Here is a 23,147-nt window from a genome sequence, read left to right on the forward strand (position 1 = left end):
AGATTAAACGTTTTTACGCTCGATGGTTTGTTCACCCCAGAAGAGCGAATCCTTATCGGTTTTAGCAAAGGCGAGCGCCAGCACTTCATCGCTCCCTTCTTCCCAAATTTTTTCGGCCAGCTTTTCGTCATACTTCGCTAGCTCAAAAATGGCTTCTGCAATTTCTGGTGAGGTCTGGCGTAGACTTGCCCACTCGCCAACGTGGTGGGCTTTTGCTTGTGATGTGGTCATCACTCCTCCGTTAACCTTTCAGTTTGACCGCCAGGCCTGCGACGTGCTCGCCCTGGTAGCGGGCAATCGCCAGCTCTTCCTGGCTTGGCTGGCGTGTGCCGTCGCCGCCGGCAATAGTTGTGGCACCGTAAGGCGTGCCGCCGCGAACCTGAGAAACATCAAACAGCTCCTGCGCCGCATAGCCGATAGGCACAATCACCATCCCGTGGTGGGCGAGCGTGGTCCAGGTGGAGGTGATGGTCTGCTCCTGGCCGCCGCCGGTGCCAGTGGAGCTGAATACGCTGCCCAGTTTGCCGTAAAGCGCGCCGGAAGCCCAAAGGCCGCCCGTTTGATCGAGGAAGGTTCGCATCTGCCCGGCCATATTGCCGAAGCGGGTAGGGGTACCGAAGATGATAGCGTCGTAGTCGGCCAGTTCCTGCGGCGTGGCCACCGGCGCGGTGTGGGTTTTGCCCCCGGCTTTAGCAAAGGCTTCCGGGGCCATGGTTTCGGGCACGCGCTTTATCGTCACTTCCGCCCCATCGACTTTCTGTGCACCTTCCGCCACGGCTTTAGCCATGGTTTCGATGTGTCCATACATTGAATAATAAAGCACCAGTACTTTAGCCATCTTGCTTCACTCCTCAGTTGAACTGCAGTTTGACTGCGCTCCTTTAAAGATATGACCTGTGGCGCAGAGTGCAAACCTGAGTGACCTTTCCTTGATACATCACAAGCACAGATGAAATTTTGACCCTGTAGCATTAGCTAACATTTTATTGGCTGTTTTTTGACCATGTGGAAGAGGAGCTTATAGCGCCGCATTGGCAGGATAAAAAGATAAGCTCACCGGCATGTTTCTGGATATGTCTGAACAGAAGCTCGACCGCGCCGGTGCACTAAGCTTAGACCCACGCGGTAACGTTGGCGGCAAGCCCGCCTGGCCGCGTGCAAAAGCGTTCTCTTTTATTGAATGCAATATGATGTCCTAAATCCGGAGGTTAGAAATGGCAAACCATCGTGGTGGTTCAGGTAATTTCGCTGAAGACCGTGAAAGAGCATCAGAAGCAGGTCGTAAAGGTGGCCAGCACAGCGGCGGTAACTTCAAAAACGATCCGCAGCGCGCCTCAGAAGCTGGTCAAAAAGGGGGTAAAAACAGCCACGGCAGCAAAAATAAATAGCCGTGACTTTGTGAAGCGCACGGCGGATTGACGCTTGCGCCGAAATTACCCCAACCGCCGGTTAGCCGGCGGTTTTTTATTTTCCCATTGCAACAAAATGTGACTGGAAGCACTATAGACCCTCGACTTTCACCCTGATTTTTCCGGTCCGCCTCATGTCTGCGTCATTAAGCCGTTATAAATTCTCCGTTAAGCCGCAGGAAGCGCTGCTTATCCTCATTACCATGTTCTGGGGCGGTACGTTCCTGGCCGTGCAGTACGCCATGACGATGAGCGACCCGTTTTTCTTTGTTGGTCTGCGCTTTGCCACCGCCGCCATTGCCGTGGGGCTGCTGTCGCTGAAATCGCTGCGCGGGTTAACCTGGCTTGAAATCAAAGCGGGGGTGATGATCGGCGTGGCGATTGCCATCGGCTACAGCATGCAGACCTGGGGACTCCAGACGATTCCCAGCAGCAAATCCGCCTTTATTACCGCGATGTACGTGCCCGTTGTGCCGCTCCTGCAGTGGATCTGCCTTGGTCGTATGCCGGGCCTGATGTCATGGATTGGCGTCGCGCTGGCGTTTGTTGGCCTGATTTTTCTTGCCGGGCCGGAGGGCACCAGCCTTTCGCTTGGGGCAGGGGAAATCATTACGCTAATCGGTGCCGTGGCGATTGCCGCCGAGATAATCCTTATAAGCGCCTGGGCGGGGAAAGTGGATATCAAACGTGTGACCGTGGTGCAGCTGGCAACGGCTTCGCTGGTGTCGTTTGCAGCGATGGTCCCCGCCGGGGAAAGCGTGCCGCATTTCAGCCCAGGGCTGGTGGTGATTGCCCTGGGGCTGGGGATTTTCAGCGCCATCATTCAGGTGACGATGAACTGGGCGCAGCGCAGCGTGTCGCCGACCCGCGCCACGGTAATTTATACCGGTGAGCCGGTTTGGGCGGGGATCTTTGGCCGCATGGCGGGTGAGCGCCTCCCGATGCTTGCGCTGGTGGGCGGGGCGTTGATCGTGCTCGGGGTGCTGGTGAGTGAGCTGAAGCTCAAGCGCAAGAAAGCGGCAAACGCGGAGCGCGACTGGCAGGAAGATACCGAAGGTGAGGGCGTCTGAGCTATACTTCAGGCCAGCGAAAAAAAGGAGAGCTCGCATGGCCGCCGCCACTGATATCAAAACCCCTGGACGCCGCTCGAAAGCCGTCGCCGCCAAAAAACAGGCCATTCTTGACGCTGCACTGGCGTTTTTTTCGCAATACGGCATTCACGGCACCAGCCTTGAGCAGGTGGCCGAGCGGGCCGAAGTGTCAAAAACCAACCTGCTTTATTACTACCCTTCCAAAGAAGCGCTCTACATCGCGGTGCTGAAGCAGATCCTGGATATCTGGCTGGCACCGCTGCGCGCCTTTAGGGAAGATTTGCAGCCGCTGGTGGCGATTGGGGAATACATTCGCCTCAAGCTTGAAGTTTCAAGGGATTACCCGCAGGCCTCTAAGCTGTTTTGCCTGGAGATGCTGCAGGGCGCGCCTTTGCTGAAAGGCGAGCTGACGGGCGACCTGAAAGCGCTGGTGAACGAGAAGTCGGCGATCATTGCCGGCTGGGTCGCCAGCGGCAAACTGGCGGCGATCGATCCGCACCACCTGATTTTTATGCTCTGGGCGACCACTCAGCACTATGCGGATTTTGCCAGCCAGGTTGAGGCCGTCACTGGCAATACGCTGCAGGATGAAGACTTTTTCCGCCGCACGGTGGAAAACGTGCAGCGGATGATTATTGAGGGGATTCGGGTGCGTTAATCGCACTTACTTAGGGGGCAGGACGCAACTCACGTCGCCCTCTTCGCACTCCAGCGTGCCTTTCAGCAGTTCGGTACGTTCCAGCGTTTTATCCGCCAGGCAGTTGGCGCGCACCATCGGGTAGACTGAACCTTGTTCCGCGCCTGAACTCATAAAATCACAGTCTGCATCGCGGAAGGCTATCCATGCGTTCTGCGCTTTCCTGAGCAGATCTTTTTGCTTGTCGGTTGCCCGGGACATCACTTCTTTATAGGTTTTATTCAGCCGCTCGTCCTGCTTTTTATACTCTGCGGCATAGCACTGGTTCATATCGGCCTGGGTGGCGGCGGAATCACAGCCATCGGCCATAGCGGCTCCGCTCAGCAGCAGCCCAACAGCAAGTAAACACACGCGTTTCATTCTGGTGTCCTCAAATAAAAAGGGCTCTCAAATGAGAGCCCTCGTAGGGTAGCGGAGTGTTAACCGATTGTCATCAGACTGGCGTTGCCGCCCGCGGCAGCGGTGTTCACGCTCAGCGAACGCTCCACGTAGAGACGCTCGAGCAGGATGTTACTTTCCCCGCGCGCGAAGCCCTGAACCGAAACAATTGCCCCGGAGCGAGCCGCGACGGCTTCGCAAAGTTTGCGTAGCTGGTCGGAGTCGCCGTGGTAAATCACCGCCTCAAACGGCTGCTTCAGCAGATCTTCCGGCTTGGCAAAATCAACCTGCTGCTGCACGGCTTTAGGCAACTGCTTCGCCAGGTCGCGATGCAGGCTGTCATCCGCCCACAGCGCACGGCTGCCCACGCTGGTGACCGCCGCCAGCTGCACTAGCGCATCGCGCTCATCGTCGGCGACGCAAAGGATGCGTTCACGCGGCAGCAGGGCGTAGGTGTTGCGCTCCCCGGTTGGGCCAGGCAGCACACGCAGCGTCCCGCTTTGCGCCAGCTCGCCAAACTGCTGGCAAACGGCTTTCAGCTCTTCGCGGTTGGCCGCCCACTCGCTGAGTGCCTGATGGGCAATCTGCAGATCGCTCTTCAGGGAAGCATCCACCGGGGTTTCCGCATCGTGGCGGTTGAAGGTGGTTTGCAGCGCATTTTCCGGGCGGCTCGCCAGCAGGCGGTACAGGTACAGCGGACCACCTGCTTTAGGACCGGTTCCGGACAGGCCTTCGCCGCCGAATGGCTGAACGCCAACCACGGCACCGACCATGTTGCGGTTAACATACATGTTGCCGACGTGAGCGGAGCCGGTGACCTGGGCAATCGTCTCGTCGATACGGGTATGCACGCCGAGCGTCAGGCCATAGCCTGCGGCATTGATCTGCTTAATTAGCGATTCAAGATTGTTGCGGCTGTAACGCACTACATGCAGCACCGGGCCGAACACTTCTTTCTTCATCTCGTCGAAGCTTTCCAGCTCGATAAGGGTTGGCGCGACAAACGTGCCGGACTGCCATTCGCGCGCGTCCACGCTGTTTTCACGCACGGCCTGGAACACGGTGCGGCCTTTGGCGCGCATCGCCTGGATGTGCTTTTCAATATTCTGCTGCGCTTCAGCGTCAATCACCGGCCCGATGTCGGTGGTGAGACGGCCAGGGTTACCCATGCGGCATTCCGCCATGGCACCACGCAGCATTTGCAGCGTGTGGTCAGCCACGTCTTCCTGCAGGCAGAGTACGCGCAGGGCAGAGCAGCGCTGCCCGGCGCTGTCGAAGGCGGAAGAAACCACGTCCACCACAACCTGCTCGGTTAGCGCGGAGGAGTCCACGATCATCGCGTTGAGGCCGCCGGTTTCCGCAATCAGCGGCGTTGGGCGGCCCTGAGGATCGAGGCGGTCTGCGATATTACGCTGCAGCAGAGACGCGACTTCGGTTGAGCCGGTGAACATCACGCCGCGCACGCTCGGGTCGCCCGTGAGCTGGGCCCCGACGGTTTCACCGCGGCCAGGCAATAGCTGGAGTACGCCAGCAGGCACGCCAGCTTCAAGCAGGATAGCCACGCCCTGAGCGGCAATTAGCGGGGTTTGTTCCGCAGGTTTGGCCAGGACGCTGTTCCCGGCGGCAAGTGCGGCAGCAATCTGGCCGGTAAAGATAGCCAGCGGGAAGTTCCACGGGCTGATACAGACCACCGGGCCAAGAGGACGATGCGTTTCATTATCGAAGTCGTCACGCACCTGGCCGGCGTAATAGTGCAGGAAGTCCACCGCTTCACGCACTTCGGCAATCGCGTTGCTGAAGGTTTTACCCGCTTCGCGCACGAGGATGCCGATCAGCTGCTGCATTCGGCTATCCATCATCACGGCGGCGCGTTCGAGAATAGCGGCACGCTCCTGCGGCGGGGTGGCAAACCAGATTGGCGCGTGGTTGACGGCATTCTCAAGCGCGAGGGAAACCTCTTCGCTCGTGGCTTCGCGGGTGTAACCCACAACGTCGGTTGGCTCAGCCGGGTTTTTCACCGGCGTTAATTCGCCTTCAACAACCGGCTGCTCCAGCACAGGCGTGGCCTGCCATTTCTGCGCGGCGCTGTTCAGCAGGGCGGAAGAAAGAGACGCCAGGCGATGTTCGTTGGCTAAATCAAGGCCACTGGAGTTGGTGCGTTCCGCTCCGTAAAGCGCTTTTGGCAGGGCGATTTTAGGATGCGGTAATCCTGGCTGGCCTTCTTTGGCGGCCATGGCTTCCACCGCGCTCACCGGGTCGGCAACCAGGTCGTCCAGCGGCAGGGTGGCGTCGGCAATCCGGTTGACGAAAGAGGTGTTGGCGCCGTTTTCCAGCAGGCGACGCACCAGGTAAGCCAGCAGCGTTTCGTGCGTACCCACCGGCGCATAGATACGGCAAGGACGGTTCAGTTTGCCGTCGGCAATTTTCCCTACCACCTGCTCATACAGCGGTTCGCCCATGCCGTGCAGACACTGGAACTCGTACTGGCCCGGGTAATAGTTCTGCCCGGCCAGGTTATAAATCGCGGCCAGCGTGTGGGCGTTGTGGGTCGCAAACTGTGGGTAGATCAGGTTCGGCACGGCCAGCAGTTTTTTGGCGCAGGCGAGGTAGGAGATGTCGGTGTACACCTTGCGGGTGTAGACCGGGTAACCTTCCAGGCCGTCGACCTGGGCGCGTTTGATTTCGCTGTCCCAGTAGGCGCCTTTGACCAGGCGAATCATCAGGCGGCGACGGCTGCGGGTGGCCAGATCAACCAGGTAATCAATTACAAACGGGCAGCGTTTTTGATAGGCCTGAATAACAAAGCCGATGCCGTTCCAGCCCGCCAGCTCAGGTTCAAAACAGAGTTTTTCCAGCAGATCGAGGGAGATCTCCAGGCGGTCGGCCTCTTCGGCGTCAATGTTAATGCCAACGTCATACTGGCGAGCCAGTAACGTGAGGGACTTCAGGCGTGGGTACAGCTCTTCCATCACGCGGTCGTACTGCGCACGGCTGTAACGTGGGTGCAGGGCGGAAAGCTTGATGGAAATACCCGGGCCTTCATAAATACCGCGGCCGTTGGACGCTTTACCGATGGCGTGAATCGCCTGCTGGTAGGAAACCATATAGGCCTGTGCGTCGGCGGCGGTCAGCGCAGCTTCACCCAGCATGTCGTAGGAATAACGGAAACCTTTTTCTTCCAGCTTGCGGGCGTTAGCCAGCGCTTCGGCGATGGTTTCCCCGGTCACGAACTGCTCGCCCATCAGGCGCATCGCCATGTCCACGCCTTTACGCACCAGCGGCTCACCGCTTTTGCTGATGATGCGGTTCAGGGAGCGGGAAAGACTCGCTTCGTTATGGGTGGACACCAGGCGGCCGGTAAACAGCAGGCCCCAGGTTGCAGCGTTCACGAACAGCGACGGGCTGCGGCCAATGTGCGAGTGCCAGTTGCCGTTGCTGATTTTGTCGCGGATCAGCGCGTCGCGGGTGGCTTTATCCGGGATACGCAGCAGCGCTTCGGCGAGGCACATCAGCGCCACGCCCTCCAGGGAAGACAACGAGAACTCCTGCAGCAGGCTCTGAACCATGCCCGCGCGGCCTGAAGCCGTTTTCTGGTTACGCAACTTGTCGGCCAACTGATAAGCCAGCTTCTGCGTCTGCTCGGCGATTGCCGGGGCCAGGCGCGCCTGCTCAAGGATCATCGGGACTGCGTCGGTTTCAGGGCGACGCCACGCGGCGGTAATCGCGGCCCGGCTGACGGACTGCGGCAGGATTTGCTCGGCAAAGTCGAGGAACGGCTGCGCCACTTCTTCAGGCTGCACCGGAGATTCTTCGCTCTCATTGGCCGCCCCGGCCAGCAGGGCTGGCAGCTCAGGCAACTCATCGCTGCTTTCCAGGCGCTCGAGATAATTAAAAATCGCCTGCTTAATCAGCCAGTGTGGGGTGCGGTCAATGCGCGAGGCGGCTTCTTTAATGCGGTCGCGCGTCGCTTCATCCAGTTTTACGCCCATCGTGGTGGTGCCCATACGACAGTCTCCAGGTTAAGGATTATTTGGGGTTGTGCTTTGTTAGCCAGCAATATCTATGAAGTTGCAACTTTGTGCAACCTTGTTAAATAAAAGCCGATGACGGGCTCGCAAAAAAGGTGATTTGTTACCAGTAAGATAAGAAATTCGTCTGACGGGGTAGTCAGCGGAACGCTAGATTTATTGATGAAGTTAACATTTTTAGAAGGTGCAACCGCCAAAAGTGTGAGTGAGTGCAACCTGGTGAAAAATGCTTACCTAACCCGGATGCAAACGATGTAAATGCCGTGTTAAATCATTTGTGAAAAATAAAGGGTTCCGGCAGGATGCATTCCCCATTACATCACGATAACAACACAGCGCCTCGTTCCGGCGCGAAGCAGCCCGATCAGAGAGATTGGGCGTAATAGCTATGGAGAAGTCTGAATGACAATTAGCACACCGATGCTGGTGACCTTCCTCGTTTATATCTTTGGCATGATTCTCATCGGCTTTATCGCCTGGCGTTCAACCCGCAGCTTTGACGACTATATTCTTGGTGGCCGCAGCCTCGGGAGCGTGGTGACCGCGCTGTCGGCGGGCGCCTCGGATATGAGCGGCTGGCTGTTAATGGGGCTGCCGGGCGCGATCTTTATCTCCGGTATTTCAGAAAGCTGGATCGCCATCGGCCTGACCCTGGGGGCGTGGATCAACTGGAAATTAGTGGCGGGGCGCCTGCGCGTTCACACCGAAGTAAACAACAATGCGCTGACGCTGCCGGATTACTTTACCGGGCGTTTTGAAGACTCCAGCCGCCTGCTGCGTATTATCTCGGCGCTGGTGATCCTGCTGTTCTTCACCATCTATTGTGCTTCCGGCATTGTGGCCGGGGCGCGCCTGTTTGAAAGCACCTTTGGTATGAGCTACGAAACGGCGCTGTGGGCCGGAGCGGCCGCAACCATCCTCTACACCTTCGTCGGTGGATTCCTGGCGGTGAGCTGGACGGATACCGTGCAGGCCAGCCTGATGATCTTTGCCCTGATTCTGACGCCGGTGATGGTGATCATTGCCGTCGGCGGCCTCGATGATTCCCTGATGGTGATTAAGCAGAAGAGCATCGAAAACGTCGATATGCTGAAAGGGCTGAATTTTGTGGCTATCGTTTCACTGATGGGCTGGGGCCTGGGCTACTTTGGCCAGCCGCATATTCTGGCGCGCTTTATGGCGGCGGATTCACACCACACCATAGTGAACGCACGCCGCATCAGTATGACCTGGATGATCCTCTGCCTGGCGGGTGCCTGTGCGGTGGGCTTCTTCGGGATTGCTTACTTTAACAACAACCCAGGGCAGGCCGGGGCGGTGACGCAAAACGGTGAGCGGGTGTTTATCGAGCTGGCGCAAATCCTGTTCAACCCGTGGATTGCCGGGATACTGCTCTCCGCGATTCTGGCGGCGGTGATGTCTACGCTGAGCTGCCAGCTGCTGGTGTGCTCCAGCGCGATTACCGAAGATCTGTACAAAGCGTTCCTGCGTAAAGGCGCGAGCCAGAAAGAGCTGGTGTGGGTAGGGCGTATGATGGTGCTGGTGGTGGCGCTGGTGGCGATTGCCCTTGCCGCCAACCCGGAAAACCGCGTACTGGGCCTGGTCAGCTACGCCTGGGCTGGTTTTGGCGCGGCGTTTGGCCCGGTGGTGCTGTTCTCGGTGATGTGGTCGCGCATGACCCGCAACGGGGCGCTGGTAGGGATGATTGTCGGGGCGGCAACCGTCCTGGTCTGGAAGCAGTTTGGCTGGCTGGGGCTGTACGAAATTATTCCTGGCTTCGCTTTCGCCAGCCTGGCGATTGTGGCGGTGAGCCTGCTGGGCAAAGCACCTTCAACGTCCATGCAGAAGCGTTTCGCCGACGCCGATGCGGTTTATCACACCGCGCCGCCGAGCAAGCTGCAGCCTGAGTAGCAAGTAGCAAGTAGCAAGTAGCAAGTAACAAGTAACAAGTAACAAGTAACAAGTAACATTTTACAGGGGCCGGTTAATCCGGCCCTTTTTACATCTGGTCATAAATATGTAATCCCCGTCTCTTGTTTTTCTTTTCAGCGCTAATGATAATCACAATCGTTATGGTTTACTTTTCTTTACGTCAATTGACTTGTATTCACATCTGAGGTGTCAGGCATGTTTGTTCCATTTCTCATCATGTTACGTGAAGGGCTGGAGGCAGCGCTTATCGTCAGCCTGATCGCCAGCTACCTGAAGCGTACCCAGCGCGGCCAGTGGATAGCCGTGATGTGGATTGGCGTTTTTGCCGCCGCCGCGCTTTGCCTGGGCCTGGGGATCTTCATCAATGAAACCACCGGCGAGTTCCCGCAGAAAGAGCAGGAGCTGTTTGAGGGGATCGTGGCGGTTATCGCCGTGTTTATTCTGACCTGGATGGTGTTCTGGATGCGTAAAGTGTCCCGCAACGTCAAGGTGCAGCTGGAGCAGGCGGTGGATAACGCGCTGCATAGTAAAGGCAACCACGGCTGGGCGCTGATCATGATGGTCTTTTTCGCCGTCGCGCGCGAAGGCCTGGAGTCTGTGTTCTTCCTGCTGGCGGCTTTCCAGCAGGACGTGGGCATTTGGCCGCCGCTAGGGGCTATGCTTGGCCTGGCCACCGCCATCGTTTTAGGCTTCCTTATTTACTGGGGCGGGATTCGCCTCAACCTGGGCGCATTCTTTAAATGGACCAGTCTGTTTATTCTGCTGGTCGCTGCAGGTCTTGCCGCCGGTGCCGTGCGCGCATTCCACGAAGCCGGGCTGTGGAACCACTTCCAGGATATCGCGTTTGATATGAGCAACACGCTCTCCACCCATTCGCTTACCGGCACCTTGCTGGAGGGGATTTTTGGTTATCAGGAAACCCCAACCGTGAGCGAAGTGGCGATGTACTTCATCTATCTGATTCCGGCGCTGGTGCTGTTCTTTATGCCGCCGCGCGTGAACAACCAGGCGACCAATACGGCTCGTTAATTGATATCCGGCGGGGCGACCCGCCGTTCAGTGATAACTACTCATTGCTTAATAGGGATAGGTCATGACCAAACATTTTCGTCTGAAGGCACTGCACGTTGCGCTGCTCGCGCTTGTCTCTTCCACGTTTGCCGCGCAGGCGGCGGATATTCCCCAGGTAAAAGTCACCGTCACGGATAAACAATGTGAGCCGATGAATGTGACCGTGAACGCCGGGAAGACCCAGTTCATTATCCAGAATAACAGCCAGAAAGCGCTGGAGTGGGAGATCCTGAAAGGGGTGATGGTGGTGGAAGAGCGTGAGAACATCGCGCCGGGCTTCTCACAGAAGCTGACCGCCAACCTGCAGCCGGGTGAATACGACATGACCTGCGGCCTGCTGACCAACCCGAAAGGCAAGCTGGTGGTGAAAGCGACCGGCAAACAGGAAGCACCTAAATCAGATCTGCTGGCGCTGACCGGCCCAATCACCGAATACAAAGCCTATGTGACCGCCGAAGTTGCTGAGCTGGTGAAAGGCACCAAAGCCTTTACCGACGCGGTGAAAGCCGGCGATTTAGAGAAAGCCAAAGCCCTGTATGCACCAACTCGCCAGCATTACGAGCGTATTGAGCCGATCGCCGAGCTGTTCTCTGACCTCGACAGCAGCATTGATGCCCGTGAAGACGATTTCGAGAAAAAAGCGGATGACCCGAAATTCACCGGCTTCCACCGTCTGGAGAAAATTCTCTTTGGCGACAACACCACCAAAGACGCCGCGCAGTTTGCCGACAAGCTGAACGCCGATGTGCTGGATCTGCAGACTCGCGTTTCCGAGCTGGCCTTCCCACCGAGCAAAGTGGTTGGCGGCGCAGCTGGCCTGATTGAAGAAGTGGCGGCGACCAAAATCAGCGGGGAAGAAGATCGTTACAGCCACACTGACCTGTGGGACTTCCAGGCGAACGTCGACGGCGCGCAGAAAATTGTTGACCTGCTGCGTCCTCAGCTGACCAAAGAGAACCCGGCGCTGCTGGCGAAAGTGGATGCCAACTTTAAGAAAGTTGACGCCATTCTGGCGAAGTACCGCACCAAAGACGGGTTTGAAACCTACGACAAGCTGACGGATAACGATCGCAAGGCGCTGAAAGGGCCAATCACTACGCTTGCGGAAGACCTGTCTCAGCTGCGTGGCGTGATGGGCCTGGACTAAGCATCATGAGTGATAAGGACAACACCGGCGCGCACCAACCGGCGCGCCGCCAACTGCTGAAAACACTGGGCGCCCTTGGGGGCGCTTTTGCCGTGGGCGGCGGGTGCCCGATGGCGGCCCATGCGGCGAATCCGGCCTCTTCACCGGGTACGCTGCCGCCGGATGGTCGCCTCGAAAGCCAGCCGCTGTATGGCGAACACCAGGCCGGGATTCTGACTCCTCAGCAGGCCGCCATGATGCTGGTGGCGTTTGACGTGCTGGCCAGCGACAAAGCTGACCTCGAACGTCTGTTCCGCCTGCTGACCGCCCGCTTTGACTTTCTGACCAGCGGCGGTCCGGCACCGGAAACGCCAAATCCACGGCTACCGCCGATGGACTCCGGCATTCTTGGGGCGGAAATATACCCGGATAACCTGACAATCACGGTTTCCGTTGGCAGCTCGCTGTTTGATGAGCGTTTTGGTCTGCAAAAGCAGATGCCGAAAAAGCTGCAGGCAATGACCAGCTTCCCGAATGATTCGCTGGATGCCAGCCTGTGTCACGGCGATTTGCTGCTGCAGATTTGCGCCAACACCAACGACACGGTGATCCACGCGCTGCGCGATATTATCAAGCACACGCCGGATCTCCTCAGCGTGCGCTGGAAGCGGGAGGGGTTTATCTCCAACCATGCGGCGCGCAGTCGGGGGAAAGAGACGCCGATCAACCTGCTGGGCTTCAAAGACGGTACGGCCAACCCGGACAGCCATGATAAGCCGCTGATGGATGACGTGGTGTGGGTGACGAAGCAACAGCCGGAGCCTGCCTGGGCTACCGGCGGCAGCTATCAGGCCGTGCGCATTATCCAGTTCCACGTCGAGTCCTGGGATCGCACGCCGCTGAAAGAGCAGCAGACTATCTTCGGGCGCGAGAAACACAGTGGCGCGCCGCTGGGCATGAAGAATGAGCACGATGTGCCGGACTATGCCGCCGATCCTGACGGCGATGTGATCGCACTGGATGCTCATATCCGTCTGGCCAACCCGAGAACCAAAGATACGCAGTCGGGGCTGATGATGCGGCGGGGCTATAGCTATTCGCTGGGCGCCACCAAATCCGGCCAGCTCGACATGGGGCTGCTGTTTGTCTGCTACCAGCATGACCTTGAAAAGGGCTTCCTGACGGTGCAGGGCAGGCTGAACGGCGAGGCTCTGGAAGAGTATATCAAGCCGATCGGCGGTGGGTATTTCTTCGCGCTCCCTGGCGTGCCGGATAAGCAGCATTATCTGGGGCAGGGGATGATTGAGGCGTAATGCTGGAATCGTGCCTTTTACCCTCACCCTAACCCTCTCCCTGGAAGGGAGAGGGGATAAATGAAGCAGCCTTAAGCTGTTTTCCCCCTATCCCCTTTGGGGAGAGGGCCGGGGTGAGGGGACGATTTGCGGTATGACAGATATCTCATCGAATAGTAGACGAAAACTACCGGGCCCTGCCGCCCCTCAATTTTCATTTGCTAACAATTCACTGCCCTTATATTCATTACAATTCCCTATGACTATCCCGCTGATATATTTCTGTAATATTGATGTGCGAAAACGGTACACAGCAGCGGATTGCGATTAAACGTTACTTAAAAGTGAAATTTATGTTGCATTTTAGGTGATGTTTGTTGTACTTAAAGCATGAGCGGTAGTTCCCTGCTGTGACGTTTAATCACTACGGAGATCGCGAATGGTTGGGTCCTGTACTGGACGGTTACTTAAACACTTTACCCGCACTACCCAGCGCGGAGGCCTCTCCTCCGGCTTCGCTATCTTCACCGCTAAATTTCCCCATTCAGAGTCAAATCAGCGTCCTAACGGTGCGTCAGGCAACGTTTCACGTTCGCTTTACGCACCCTCTCAACCGGCAGTTAATGGCTTACAAGGAAGCCAAACCTCATCCGTTAGTGGCCATAATCGCGCCTGTCCAGACGGCGCGGGAAATGAAACCAACTGTAAGGTGCCATCCATGGGAAGACAGAAAGCTGTGATCAAAGCTCGTCGCGAAGCAAAACGTGTGCTGAGACGGGATTCGCGTAGCCACCGGCAGCGTGAAGAGGAATCGGTCACCACGCTTGTGCAGATGAGCGGCGTAGAATCTATAGGCATGGCGCGCGACAGCCGCGACCATTCACCTATCGAAGCGCGAAATGAAGCTCAGGCGCACTATCTTAATGCCATCGAGAAAAAGCAGCTGATATTTGCTACCGGCGAAGCCGGCTGTGGCAAGACGTTCATCAGCGCGGCAAAAGCCGCTGAGGCCCTGATACATAAGGATGTCGACAGGATTATTGTTACCCGTCCGGTGCTGCAGGCCGATGAAGATCTCGGCTTCCTTCCCGGTGATATCTCAGAGAAGTTCGCCCCGTATTTCCGCCCGGTGTATGACATCCTGGTGCGACGTTTAGGGTCGTCTTTTATGCAGTATTGCCTACGGCCTGAAATTGGTAAGGTTGAGATTGCGCCGTTCGCCTATATGCGCGGACGCACTTTTGAAAATGCCGTGGTTATTCTGGATGAGGCGCAGAATGTCACCGCAGCGCAAATGAAGATGTTCCTCACCCGCCTCGGGGAAAACGTGACGGTTATCGTCAATGGCGATATTACGCAGTGCGATTTACCTGCGGGCGTACCGTCCGGTTTAAGCGATGCGCTGAACCGTTTTGAAGAGGATGACATGGTCGGCGTTGTTCGCTTTGGTAAGCAGGATTGTGTGCGTTCGGCCCTCTGCCAGCGCACGCTGAACGCCTACGACTGACGGTCTTCAACGATTTAGACAAAAGCCCAAACTTCGGTTTGGGCTTTTTTATTTGCGCGAATTATTTGACCAAACTGTGAAGGGGGTCATAACGCCAGGTCAAGGAGAGACAATTTATGAGACCTGGGAATTATCTCTCTTCGGAATGCATGCCGTATACTTTCCTCAAGCAGAGACAATAGTCTCTCTCCACAAACCCGCTTTGGAACAGCAACAATACGCAACGGAAGTCCGTTACAGCGTATTGAGACTTGAGGAAGAACTTATGCAAAAGAAAAAAATTTACCTGTTCTGCTCCGCTGGGATGTCAACCTCGCTGTTAGTGACCAAAATGCGAGCGCAGGCCGAAAAGTATGAAGTTCCGGTAGAAATTGAAGCTTTCTCTGAGTCTTTGGCCAGCGAGAAAGGGAAGCACGCGGATCTGGTATTACTCGGGCCACAAATTGCCTACATGCAGGCAGATATCAAGAAATTGTTGCCCACCAAGCCTGTAGAAGTTATCGATTCTGCTCTGTACGGTAAAGTCGATGGGCTGGGTGTGTTGAAAGCGGCTGTGGCAGCAATTAAGAAAGCAGCGGCCGAGAGTTAATTTTTTATTCTTGTTTTGTTTAATTTTCCGTCAAAGAGCGACTTACACCTACAGCCGTAAGTAATTACGGCTTTCAAGGATATTTATAATATGAGTAAAGTCATTGATTCACTTGAGAAGGTTCTCCTGCCTTTTGCTGTAAAAATAGGAAAGCAGCCTCACGTTAATGCCATCAAAAATGGTTTTATTAAATTAATGCCATTAACCCTCACAGGGGCAATGTTTGTTCTGATTAATAACGTATTCCTGAGCTTCGGCGCAGGGTCATTCTTCTACTCGTTAGGCATCCGTTTAGACCCCGAGACCATTGAAACCCTGAATGGGTTTAAAGCTATCGGCGGCAATGTGTACAACGGTACGTTGGGCATAATGTCGCTGATGGCGCCTTTTTTCATTGGCATGGCATTAGCTGAAGAAAGAAAGGTCGATCCTTTGGCAGCGGGCTTATTATCCGTAGCAGCCTTTATGACCGTTACGCCATACAGCGTGGGCGAAGCCTATGCCGTGGGTGCTAACTGGTTAGGCGGCCAGAACATTATTTCCGGTATGATTATCGGTCTGGTTGTCGCGGAGCTGTTTACCTTTGTGGTGCGTCGGAACTGGGTCATTACCCTGCCAGACAGTGTACCAGCCTCAGTATCCCGCTCGTTCTCGGCGTTAATTCCCGGCTTCCTGATTCTGTCTATCTTCGGGATCATCTCCTGGGCGCTGTCTCACTACGGCAGCAACTTCCACCAGATCATCATGGACTCCATTTCGACTCCGCTGGCGTCAATGGGTAGCGTGGTTGGCTGGGCATACGTGATTTTCAACTCCCTGCTGTGGTTCTTCGGTGTTCACGGTTCTCTGGCGCTTACCGCTCTGGATAACGGCATTATGACCCCATGGGCGCTGGAAAACGTGGCGCTGTACCAGCAGTACGGTTCTGTTGAAGCCGCTATCGAAGCGGGCAAACAGTTCCACTTCTGGGCGAAACCAATGCTCGACTCCTACATCCTGTTGGGTGGTTCTGGTGCGACGCTGGGTCTGATTATCGCTATCTTCATCGCCTCTCGCCGTGCGGATCACCGTCAGGTGGCTAAGCTGGCGCTGCCGTCAGGCATCTTCCAGATTAACGAACCGATTCTGTTTGGTCTGCCGATCATCATGAACCCGGTCATGTTCATCCCGTTCGTGGCGGTACAGCCGATTCTGGCTGCAATCACGCTGATTGCGTACTCCATGGGCATTATCCCGCCGGTCACCAACCTGGCACCGTGGACCATGCCTACCGGCCTGGGCGCCTTCTTCAACAGTAACGGCAGCGTCGCTGCACTGCTGGTGGCGCTGTTCAACCTGGGTGTTGCAACGCTGGTATACATGCCGTTCGTTATCCTGTCCAACAAGGCACAGGCGGTTATTGAAGAAGAAGAAAGCGAAGAAGATATCGCTAACGCACTGAAATTCTAAGTTCAGCCGGGGGAGGGAATGCCTCCCCCGTTTTCAGAATCCGGGGAGCACGCTTATGTTTGATTTAGATAATGTTGTTGAAACTGAAGTAGAAGTGGACGATCTCGAAGAAGTGGTGATGGGCTTAATCATCAATTCAGGCCAGGCGCGCAGCCTTGCCTACGGCGCGCTCAAAAAGGCCAAGCAGGGCGACTTCGCCGGGGCCAAAGAGATGATGGACCAGTCCCGCACGGCCCTGAACGAAGCGCACCTGGTGCAGACTAAGCTGATTGAAGGCGACCAGGGCGAAGGTAAAACCAAGGTGAGCCTGGTGCTGGTACACGCGCAGGACCACCTGATGACCTCGATGCTGGCTCGTGAGCTGGTCACCGAGTTGATTGAATTGCACGAGAAAATGGACAAGTAGCAGGTCAGCATATGCAGCCAGAGATAGACAATATGGAAATCAACATTGTTCGTGAAAGCCAGCTGTTTAACGGCAAGTGTTTCCATGCGTTTATCTACACCAAAGAAGAGAGCGTGAGCGGGCTGCACCAGCATGACTACTACGAATTCACTATCGTGTTGACCGGGCGCTACTACCAGGAAATTAACGGTAAGCGCGTACTGATGGAACGAGGCGATTTTGTTTTTATACCGGTCGGTTCTCATCATCAGAGTTTCTACGAGTTTGGCGCGACTCGGTTGTTTAACGTGGGTATCAGCCAGCAGTTCTTTGAACAGCATTATATGCCGCTGCTGCCGTCCCATCTGGTGGCTTCACAGGTTTACCAGATCAAGGATGAGTTCCTGGCGTTTATGGAGTCGGTGATTGCCTCGTTTAATTTCCGCGAAGGGGAGTTTAACGAGTTCCTCGAAATGGTGAGCTTTTATGTCGTCAATCGACTGCGCCATTATCGGGAGTCGGAAAATCAGGATGATATTCCATTGTGGTTAAAATCCACCGTTGAAGGGATGCACGACAAAATGCGTTTTGGTGATAAAGCCTTATTAAACATGGTCGCGCTTTCGGGTAAGTCGCAGGAATATTTAACGCGCGCCACTCAGCGTTATTATGGCAAAACGCCGATGCAGATTATTAATGAAATCCGCATTAATTTTGCCAAGAAACAGCTGGAGATTACTAACTCATCGGTGACCGATATTGCCTTTGAGTCCGGCTATAGTAGCCCCAGCATGTTTATTAAGAACTTTAAGAAGGTCACCTCTTTTACGCCAAATAGTTATCGGAAGAAATTGTACAGCATTAATTAATTTGCTGGTTAACGACCACGGTCAATATTGCGTTTTTATTAACTTATTCAATTTTCTAAATACGGCGCGTGGCGCTGTACGGGAGCCTATATGACTAAGAAATTAAAAGTTGTTACTATCGGTGGCGGCAGCAGCTATACCCCAGAATTACTTGAAGGTTTTATTAAACGCTACCATGAATTACCGATTACCGAACTTTGGCTGGTGGATGTCGAAGCCGGTAAAGAAAAGCAGGATATTATTTTCAATCTTTGCCAGCGCATGATTGAGCATGCCGGTGTGCCGATGACGGTACACAAGAGCCTCGACCGCCGTGAAGCGCTGAAAGACGCGGACTTCGTGACCACCCAGCTGCGCGTGGGCCAGCTGAAAGCGCGCGAGCTGGATGAACGTATTCCGCTTAGCCACGGCTATCTTGGCCAGGAAACCAACGGTGCCGGTGGCTTGTTTAAAGGGCTGCGCACCATTCCAGTGATTTTCGACATCATCAAAGACGTGCAGGAAATCTGCCCGGATGCGTGGGTTATCAACTTCACTAACCCGGCCGGGATGGTGACTGAGGCGGTATTCCGCCACACCAACTTCAAAAAATTCATCGGCGTGTGCAACATTCCTGTTGGCATGAAAATGTTTATTACCGACGTGCTGAAGCTGACCCCGGAAGATGATCTGGGCATCGATCTCTTCGGCCTGAACCACATGGTGTTCATCAAAGATGTGCTGGTGAACGGCGAATCCCGCTTTGCCGAACTGCTGGATGGCGTAGCCAGCGGTAAACTGAGCGCTAACTCGGTGAAAAACATCTTCGATATGCCATTTAGCGAAGGGCTGATTCGTTCCCTGAACCTGCTGCCGTGCTCTTACCTGCTGTACTACTTCAAGCAGAAAGAGATGCTGGCCATCGAAATGGGCGAGTTCTACAAAGGCGGCGCGCGAGCTTCTGTGGTGCAGAAGGTCGAAAAACAGCTGTTCGAACTGTATAAAGATCCTAACCTGGACGTGAAGCCGAAAGAGCTGGAGCTGCGCGGCGGGGCTTACTACTCTGACGCCGCATGCGAAGTGATCAGCGCTATCTACAATGATAAGCAGACCGAGCACTACGTGAACATTCCGCACCATGGCCACGTGGACAACATCCCGGCTGACTGGGCTATCGAAACAACCAGTATCATTGGCCGTGATGGCGCAAGGCCACACCCACGCGTGACTCACTTCGACGAGAAAGTGATGGGCCTGATTCATACCATCAAAGGTTTCGAAGTGGCGGCGAGCCAGGCCGCGCTGAGCGGTGAATTCAACGATGTGCTGCTGGCGCTGAACCTGAGCCCGCTTATCCACTCTGACAAGGATGCGGAAGTGATTGCCAAAGAGATGCTGCTTGCCCATAAAGCCCATCTGCCAAACTTTGCGAAAGCTATCGAAAAACTGGCTTAATGCCTTGCCCTCCCTGGACGGGGAGGGCCACTCAAGAGGGATGCTATGGACCGCTTACTGATTATCAACGCCGATGACTTTGGCCTGAGTAAGGCGCAAAACTACGGCATCATCGAAGCGTTTCACCACGGCGTGGTGACTTCAACCACCGCGATGGTTAACGCTGAAGCTATTAAACACGCCGCCGGGCTGTGCGCGCGCTATCCTGGGCTGGGAGTCGGCATGCACTTCGTGCTGACGCTGGGGCAGCCGCTGACCAACATGCCGGTGCTGACTCGCGAAACGGGCGTGCTGGGCAAGTGGATTTGGGAAATGGCGGAGCAGGGGCAACTGGACCTGGACGAGATCAAGCGCGAGCTTGAAAGCCAGTATCAGCGCTTTATCGAGATTTTTGGTATTGAGCCGACCCATCTCGATAGCCACCATCACGTACATATGATCCCGGAAATTTTCCCCGTCGTTGCGGCGTTTGCCAGCGAGAAAGGGATCCCGCTGCGTGTCGATCGTGATGCCGTAGCCCGGGACAACATCTCACTGGCCGGCGTGAGAAGTACGCAAGGATTTAGCAGCGAGTTTTACGGCGATTCGATTTCTGAAAGCCTGCTGCTGGAGTGCCTGGATACCTCGGCGCAGCGAGAGGAAGCCTCGTTGGAAGTGATGTGCCACCCTTCGTTTGTGGATAACACAATACTGAAAAGCAACTACTGCTACCCGCGCCTGGCGGAGCTGGAAGTGCTGACTTCCGCCGCGCTGAAGTATGCTATCGCCGAAAGAGGCTACCGGTTAGGCACTTTCCGCGACCTCTAACCCTTATTCGTGCTTCGGTCCATTGTCGGTAAGGTGTATTATAATTGCATCTTATCGACAATCATTGGCCGGATGTTTGACCGGTCGACCAGGTACTGTCATGTCCGGAAAACGTATCCAGCGCGAAAAGCAAACCATCGCTAAAATGCTCGCTTTGTACGAGCGCAAAAACCCTGCTGCCAATCCCGATCCAGACCACTACTCACGGCTATATGACTACGCTGCCAAAAGGCTGGATCGCTGTGCTTTTGGCGAAGAAAAACCTGCCTGCAAGCAATGCCCCATCCACTGCTATCAGCCCGCAAAACGTGAAGAAATGAAGCAGGTGATGCGCTGGAGTGGTCCCCGAATGCTCTTTCATCATCCGATTCTGACTGTGCTTCATTTGATGGACGATCGCCGTCCGGTTCCGCCGCTGCCGGAGAAATATCAGCGTAAGAAATAGTGACGGAGTCAGTCATGCCGGTTTCATCTTAAACGTGTATAAACGCTGACAATAACGCGGCGTTATGCCAGGAGGGTAGGCGATGGGATACGTGGAAGAAATGAGGGCGCTGGTAGGCCACCGGCTTTTATTACTGGCCGGGGCGAATGTCATTATCACTGATGATCAGCAGCGCATTCTGCTGCAACTGAGGCGCGATGGCGGCTGGGGATTGCCCGGCGGTTTGCTTGAGCCCGGTGAAAGTTTTGAAGAAACGGCGATTCGTGAAGTGAAAGAAGAGACGAATCTTGATGTTCACGACCTGACTTTACTCGGCACTTTTTCGGGCTCGGACTATACGTTTACGCTCGAGAATAAAGACAGGATTAACGTCATTACTTCACTTTTCAAAGTGACAAGCTGGTCAGGCAGTATGATTAATGATCCTACAGAAGGTCTGGCGCTCACCTTCTTTGCTGAGAGCGAGATCCCGGCAGAAACAAAGGATGAATACAGGGGCTATATAAACCATTACCTGGCGCAAAGAGTTGCTAAAAAGTAATCGCAGGCTGTATTCGAACCCGTCCCTCATGGTGCAACATGCGAAAAAAAAGCCCGCATTTGCATGCGAGCTCTTCTTCAAATATGGCGGTGAGGGAGGGATATCACTCGTGCCATCCGTGGCGTTCGCCCTGCGGGTTGCCGGAGGCAATGCAAAACGGCTGTCCTGCCGTTTTGGCGAACCCTGTCGAGGGTTCTCATCCACTCCCTCGCCGTGCAACATGCGAAAAAAAAGCCCGCATTTTCATGCGAGCTCTTCTTCAAATATGGCGGTGAGGGAGGGATATTACTCGCGCCGTCCGTGGCGCTCGCCCTGCGGGTTGCCGGAGGCAATGCAAAACGGCTGTCCTGCCGTTTTGGCGAACCCTATCGAGGGTTCTCATCCACTCCCTCGCCGTGCAACATGCGAAAAAAAAGCCCGCATTTGCATGCGAGCTCTTCTTCAAATATGGCGGTGAGGGAGGGATTCGAACCCTCGATACGTTGCCGTATACACACTTTCCAGGCGTGCTCCTTCAGCCACTCGGACACCTCACCATATTGTTTTGCTGCACACCTTAGGTGGGCAACGGGGCGCTACTATAGGGAGTCAGCCCTCTTCGGTCAAGCCTAATTTATGGATTATGCCGCGTTCGGTTAAGGTATGAGCGGTTGGGGTGGTTTTAAGGCAAATTAGTCGAAAAAATCTCCCGCCCGGTAAATCCCTGTGGGCGGGAGAGGGTTAATCATCGCGCTAGCTGGCATTGCCTCCCAGCGATTGCCAGAGCGTAATGCGGTTCTCGAGCTCCGTTTGCTGCAGCGAAATAAGCGACTGGCGTGCGCTCCACAGCGTGCGCTGCGCCGTTAAGGCCGTCAGATAATCGCCGATGCCTGCCTGGTAGCGTTTCATCGCCAGATCAAAGGTTTGCTGCTCGGCTGCCACATACTGACGCTGGGCATCCAGCTCTTCGTTTAGCGTTGAGCGACGGGCTAAAGCATCCGAAACGTCTTTAAACGCGCTCTGAATGGTTTTTTCGTAACTCGCAATCAATCTCTTCTTCTCTGCTTCGGCATAGCGCAGCTGCGACAGATTGCTGCCGCCGGTAAACAGCGGCAGTGAGATCGACGGTGAAAATGACCAGACCTGCATCCCGTGGTTAAACAGCGAGGAGAGTGAGTCGCTACCCACTCCTGCACTGGCGGTGAGTGAGATTGAGGGGAAGAAGCTGGCCCTGGCGGCACCGATGTTGGCGTAGGCGACCTTCAGATTGTGCTCGGCTTCCTGAATATCAGGCCGTGTAAGCAGCACGGAGGACGAAACTCCCGCGGGCACTAACGTGATGGTGTTGTCATTCAGGCTTTCCAGCGTCCCGGGCAGTAATGACTGTGGCACGCTGCTGCCCGCCAGCAGATTGATGGCGTTTTTGTCCTGCATGACCAGCGTTTGATAATTGGCCACGCTGGCTCGCGCCTGTTGATAAACGCTGAGGGCCGATGACACGTCCGTTGCAGCCGCGGTACCAATCTGCTGCTGTTTTTGCACTATCTTCAGCGAGGCTTCCGCACTGGACATTGTTTGCTGTGCCAGCTCAAGACAGCTGTTATCGGCTGCTAATGTGATCCACGCTGTCGTTAGCTCGGCCACCAGCGTCAGGCGAGTATTTTGGGCGGTAAATTCGCTGGCAAGCCAGGTTTCTCTGGCCGCGCGGGAAAGGCTTTGGTTACGGCCAAACAAATCAAGCTCAAAGCTGGTCACCGCGCCGTCGGCCTGGGCGCTGGAGGTCAGCCCGCTTTCTGTGGTGCGGCTGCGAGTGGAGCTTAACTCCGCGTTGAGTGTTGGAAACAGTGAAGCACGCTGCACGCCGTACTGGGCTCTGGCGGCTTCAATATCGGCAATTGCTTTTTGTACATCACGATTGCTGCTCAGCCCAATGCTAACCACCTGTTGCAGGCGGGCATCTTTAACCACTTGCTGCCAGTGGCCTACGACCGCGCGAGACTCACCCTGCGTACCCGGCAGTGTAGCGGGAATAGGTGCCGCAGGGCGTTCATAATCAGGATCCAGCGAAACGCAGCCGGCGCTGAACAGCGTCAGCAGGATAACGGAGAGACGAATCAT

General features: G+C 55.4%; 22 protein-coding genes and 1 tRNA gene. 17 read left to right on the top strand and 6 right to left on the bottom strand.

The annotated features are described in order from the left end of the window. Positions 1 to 3 precede the first annotated feature (3 nt). Both LH86_RS12410 and wrbA read right to left on the bottom strand, forming a co-directional pair. On the bottom strand, positions 4 to 231 hold the full coding sequence (locus LH86_RS12410) for a YccJ family protein (protein WP_039301715.1): 228 nt from the start codon (positions 229 to 231) through the stop codon (positions 4 to 6). Between the two features lie 10 nt (positions 232 to 241). Then, a complete protein-coding gene (gene wrbA, locus LH86_RS12415) occupies positions 242 to 838 on the bottom strand; it encodes an NAD(P)H:quinone oxidoreductase (RefSeq protein ID WP_039301717.1) in 597 nt (198 codons plus the stop codon). 235 nt (positions 839 to 1,073) lie between these two features. Here wrbA and LH86_RS22910 point away from each other — a divergent pair, with 235 nt between their 5' ends. The 4 genes from LH86_RS22910 (at position 1,074) to rutR (ending at position 3,158) form a co-directional block, all read left to right on the top strand. After that, a complete protein-coding gene (locus LH86_RS22910) occupies positions 1,074 to 1,199 on the top strand; it encodes a hypothetical protein (protein ID WP_269320696.1) in 126 nt (41 codons plus the stop codon). 15 nt (positions 1,200 to 1,214) lie between these two features. Beyond that, positions 1,215 to 1,388 carry a general stress protein gene (locus tag LH86_RS12420; RefSeq protein WP_008455651.1) on the top strand — a complete coding sequence of 58 codons (174 nt, stop codon included), beginning with the start codon at positions 1,215 to 1,217 and terminating at the stop codon, positions 1,386 to 1,388. Between the two features lie 155 nt (positions 1,389 to 1,543). Further along, entirely contained in the window at positions 1,544 to 2,479 is a 936-nt protein-coding gene (locus tag LH86_RS12425; RefSeq protein ID WP_039301720.1) for a DMT family transporter, read from the top strand. A 37-nt stretch (positions 2,480 to 2,516) separates the two neighbouring features. Beyond that, complete coding sequence (gene rutR, locus LH86_RS12430) at positions 2,517 to 3,158, top strand: HTH-type transcriptional regulator RutR (RefSeq protein WP_039301724.1); 642 nt, start codon at positions 2,517 to 2,519, stop codon at positions 3,156 to 3,158. A gap of 6 nt (positions 3,159 to 3,164) precedes the next feature. Here rutR and LH86_RS12435 read toward each other — a convergent pair whose 3' ends face one another. Both LH86_RS12435 and putA read right to left on the bottom strand, forming a co-directional pair. Continuing rightward, complete coding sequence (locus tag LH86_RS12435) at positions 3,165 to 3,557, bottom strand: lysozyme inhibitor LprI family protein (RefSeq protein WP_039301728.1); 393 nt, start codon at positions 3,555 to 3,557, stop codon at positions 3,165 to 3,167. A gap of 59 nt (positions 3,558 to 3,616) precedes the next feature. Beyond that, positions 3,617 to 7,579: a trifunctional transcriptional regulator/proline dehydrogenase/L-glutamate gamma-semialdehyde dehydrogenase gene (putA, locus tag LH86_RS12440; RefSeq protein ID WP_039301732.1), complete on the bottom strand. Its 3,963-nt coding sequence runs from the start codon at positions 7,577 to 7,579 to the stop codon at positions 3,617 to 3,619. 426 nt (positions 7,580 to 8,005) lie between these two features. On the opposite strand from putA, the gene putP reads away from it, so the two are divergent. The 13 genes from putP to LH86_RS12505 all read left to right on the top strand — a co-directional run bounded on the left by putP (position 8,006) and on the right by LH86_RS12505 (position 21,050). Then, the gene (gene putP / locus LH86_RS12445; RefSeq protein WP_039301735.1) at positions 8,006 to 9,514 is read left to right on the top strand and encodes a sodium/proline symporter PutP; all 1,509 of its coding nucleotides are present in this window, start codon (positions 8,006 to 8,008) and stop codon (positions 9,512 to 9,514) included. Between the two features lie 216 nt (positions 9,515 to 9,730). Continuing rightward, positions 9,731 to 10,564 carry an iron uptake transporter permease EfeU gene (gene efeU, locus LH86_RS12450; protein WP_008455644.1) on the top strand — a complete coding sequence of 278 codons (834 nt, stop codon included), beginning with the start codon at positions 9,731 to 9,733 and terminating at the stop codon, positions 10,562 to 10,564. Between the two features lie 64 nt (positions 10,565 to 10,628). Further along, on the top strand, positions 10,629 to 11,753 hold the full coding sequence (gene efeO / locus LH86_RS12455) for an iron uptake system protein EfeO (protein ID WP_039291717.1): 1,125 nt from the start codon (positions 10,629 to 10,631) through the stop codon (positions 11,751 to 11,753). Between the two features lie 5 nt (positions 11,754 to 11,758). Next, positions 11,759 to 13,045, top strand: a complete 1,287-nt coding sequence (gene efeB / locus LH86_RS12460; protein ID WP_039301738.1) for an iron uptake transporter deferrochelatase/peroxidase subunit — start codon at positions 11,759 to 11,761, stop codon at positions 13,043 to 13,045. Between the two features lie 697 nt (positions 13,046 to 13,742). Continuing rightward, on the top strand, positions 13,743 to 14,531 hold the full coding sequence (phoH, locus tag LH86_RS12465) for a phosphate starvation-inducible protein PhoH (protein WP_008455641.1): 789 nt from the start codon (positions 13,743 to 13,745) through the stop codon (positions 14,529 to 14,531). Between the two features lie 265 nt (positions 14,532 to 14,796). Beyond that, on the top strand, positions 14,797 to 15,120 hold the full coding sequence (locus tag LH86_RS12470) for a PTS sugar transporter subunit IIB (protein WP_008455640.1): 324 nt from the start codon (positions 14,797 to 14,799) through the stop codon (positions 15,118 to 15,120). A 90-nt stretch (positions 15,121 to 15,210) separates the two neighbouring features. Further along, positions 15,211 to 16,569 carry a PTS N,N'-diacetylchitobiose transporter subunit IIC gene (gene chbC, locus LH86_RS12475; RefSeq protein ID WP_008455639.1) on the top strand — a complete coding sequence of 453 codons (1,359 nt, stop codon included), beginning with the start codon at positions 15,211 to 15,213 and terminating at the stop codon, positions 16,567 to 16,569. A gap of 55 nt (positions 16,570 to 16,624) precedes the next feature. Next, the gene (chbA, locus tag LH86_RS12480; RefSeq protein ID WP_008455638.1) at positions 16,625 to 16,975 is read left to right on the top strand and encodes a PTS N,N'-diacetylchitobiose transporter subunit IIA; all 351 of its coding nucleotides are present in this window, start codon (positions 16,625 to 16,627) and stop codon (positions 16,973 to 16,975) included. A gap of 11 nt (positions 16,976 to 16,986) precedes the next feature. Then, the gene (gene chbR, locus LH86_RS12485; protein WP_034808027.1) at positions 16,987 to 17,823 is read left to right on the top strand and encodes a transcriptional regulator ChbR; all 837 of its coding nucleotides are present in this window, start codon (positions 16,987 to 16,989) and stop codon (positions 17,821 to 17,823) included. Positions 17,824 to 17,913: 90 nt separating this feature from the next. Beyond that, on the top strand, positions 17,914 to 19,257 hold the full coding sequence (locus tag LH86_RS12490; RefSeq protein ID WP_039291727.1) for a 6-phospho-beta-glucosidase: 1,344 nt from the start codon (positions 17,914 to 17,916) through the stop codon (positions 19,255 to 19,257). Positions 19,258 to 19,302: 45 nt separating this feature from the next. Beyond that, positions 19,303 to 20,064 carry a chitin disaccharide deacetylase gene (chbG, locus tag LH86_RS12495; RefSeq protein WP_039301741.1) on the top strand — a complete coding sequence of 254 codons (762 nt, stop codon included), beginning with the start codon at positions 19,303 to 19,305 and terminating at the stop codon, positions 20,062 to 20,064. A 100-nt stretch (positions 20,065 to 20,164) separates the two neighbouring features. Further along, positions 20,165 to 20,509, top strand: a complete 345-nt coding sequence (locus LH86_RS12500; protein WP_039301744.1) for a nitrous oxide-stimulated promoter family protein — start codon at positions 20,165 to 20,167, stop codon at positions 20,507 to 20,509. A gap of 82 nt (positions 20,510 to 20,591) precedes the next feature. Further along, positions 20,592 to 21,050 carry an NUDIX hydrolase gene (locus LH86_RS12505; protein WP_039301747.1) on the top strand — a complete coding sequence of 153 codons (459 nt, stop codon included), beginning with the start codon at positions 20,592 to 20,594 and terminating at the stop codon, positions 21,048 to 21,050. A gap of 448 nt (positions 21,051 to 21,498) precedes the next feature. On the opposite strand, the gene LH86_RS12510 is transcribed toward LH86_RS12505, so the two are convergent. Both LH86_RS12510 and LH86_RS12515 read right to left on the bottom strand, forming a co-directional pair. Continuing rightward, positions 21,499 to 21,586: transfer RNA gene (locus LH86_RS12510), tRNA-Ser, on the bottom strand. Positions 21,587 to 21,782: 196 nt separating this feature from the next. Then, positions 21,783 to 23,147 carry an efflux transporter outer membrane subunit gene (locus LH86_RS12515; RefSeq protein WP_039301749.1) on the bottom strand — a complete coding sequence of 455 codons (1,365 nt, stop codon included), beginning with the start codon at positions 23,145 to 23,147 and terminating at the stop codon, positions 21,783 to 21,785.

This window comes from Cedecea neteri (assembly GCF_000758325.1).
GTDB classification, from domain to species: domain Bacteria; phylum Pseudomonadota; class Gammaproteobacteria; order Enterobacterales; family Enterobacteriaceae; genus Cedecea; species Cedecea neteri_B.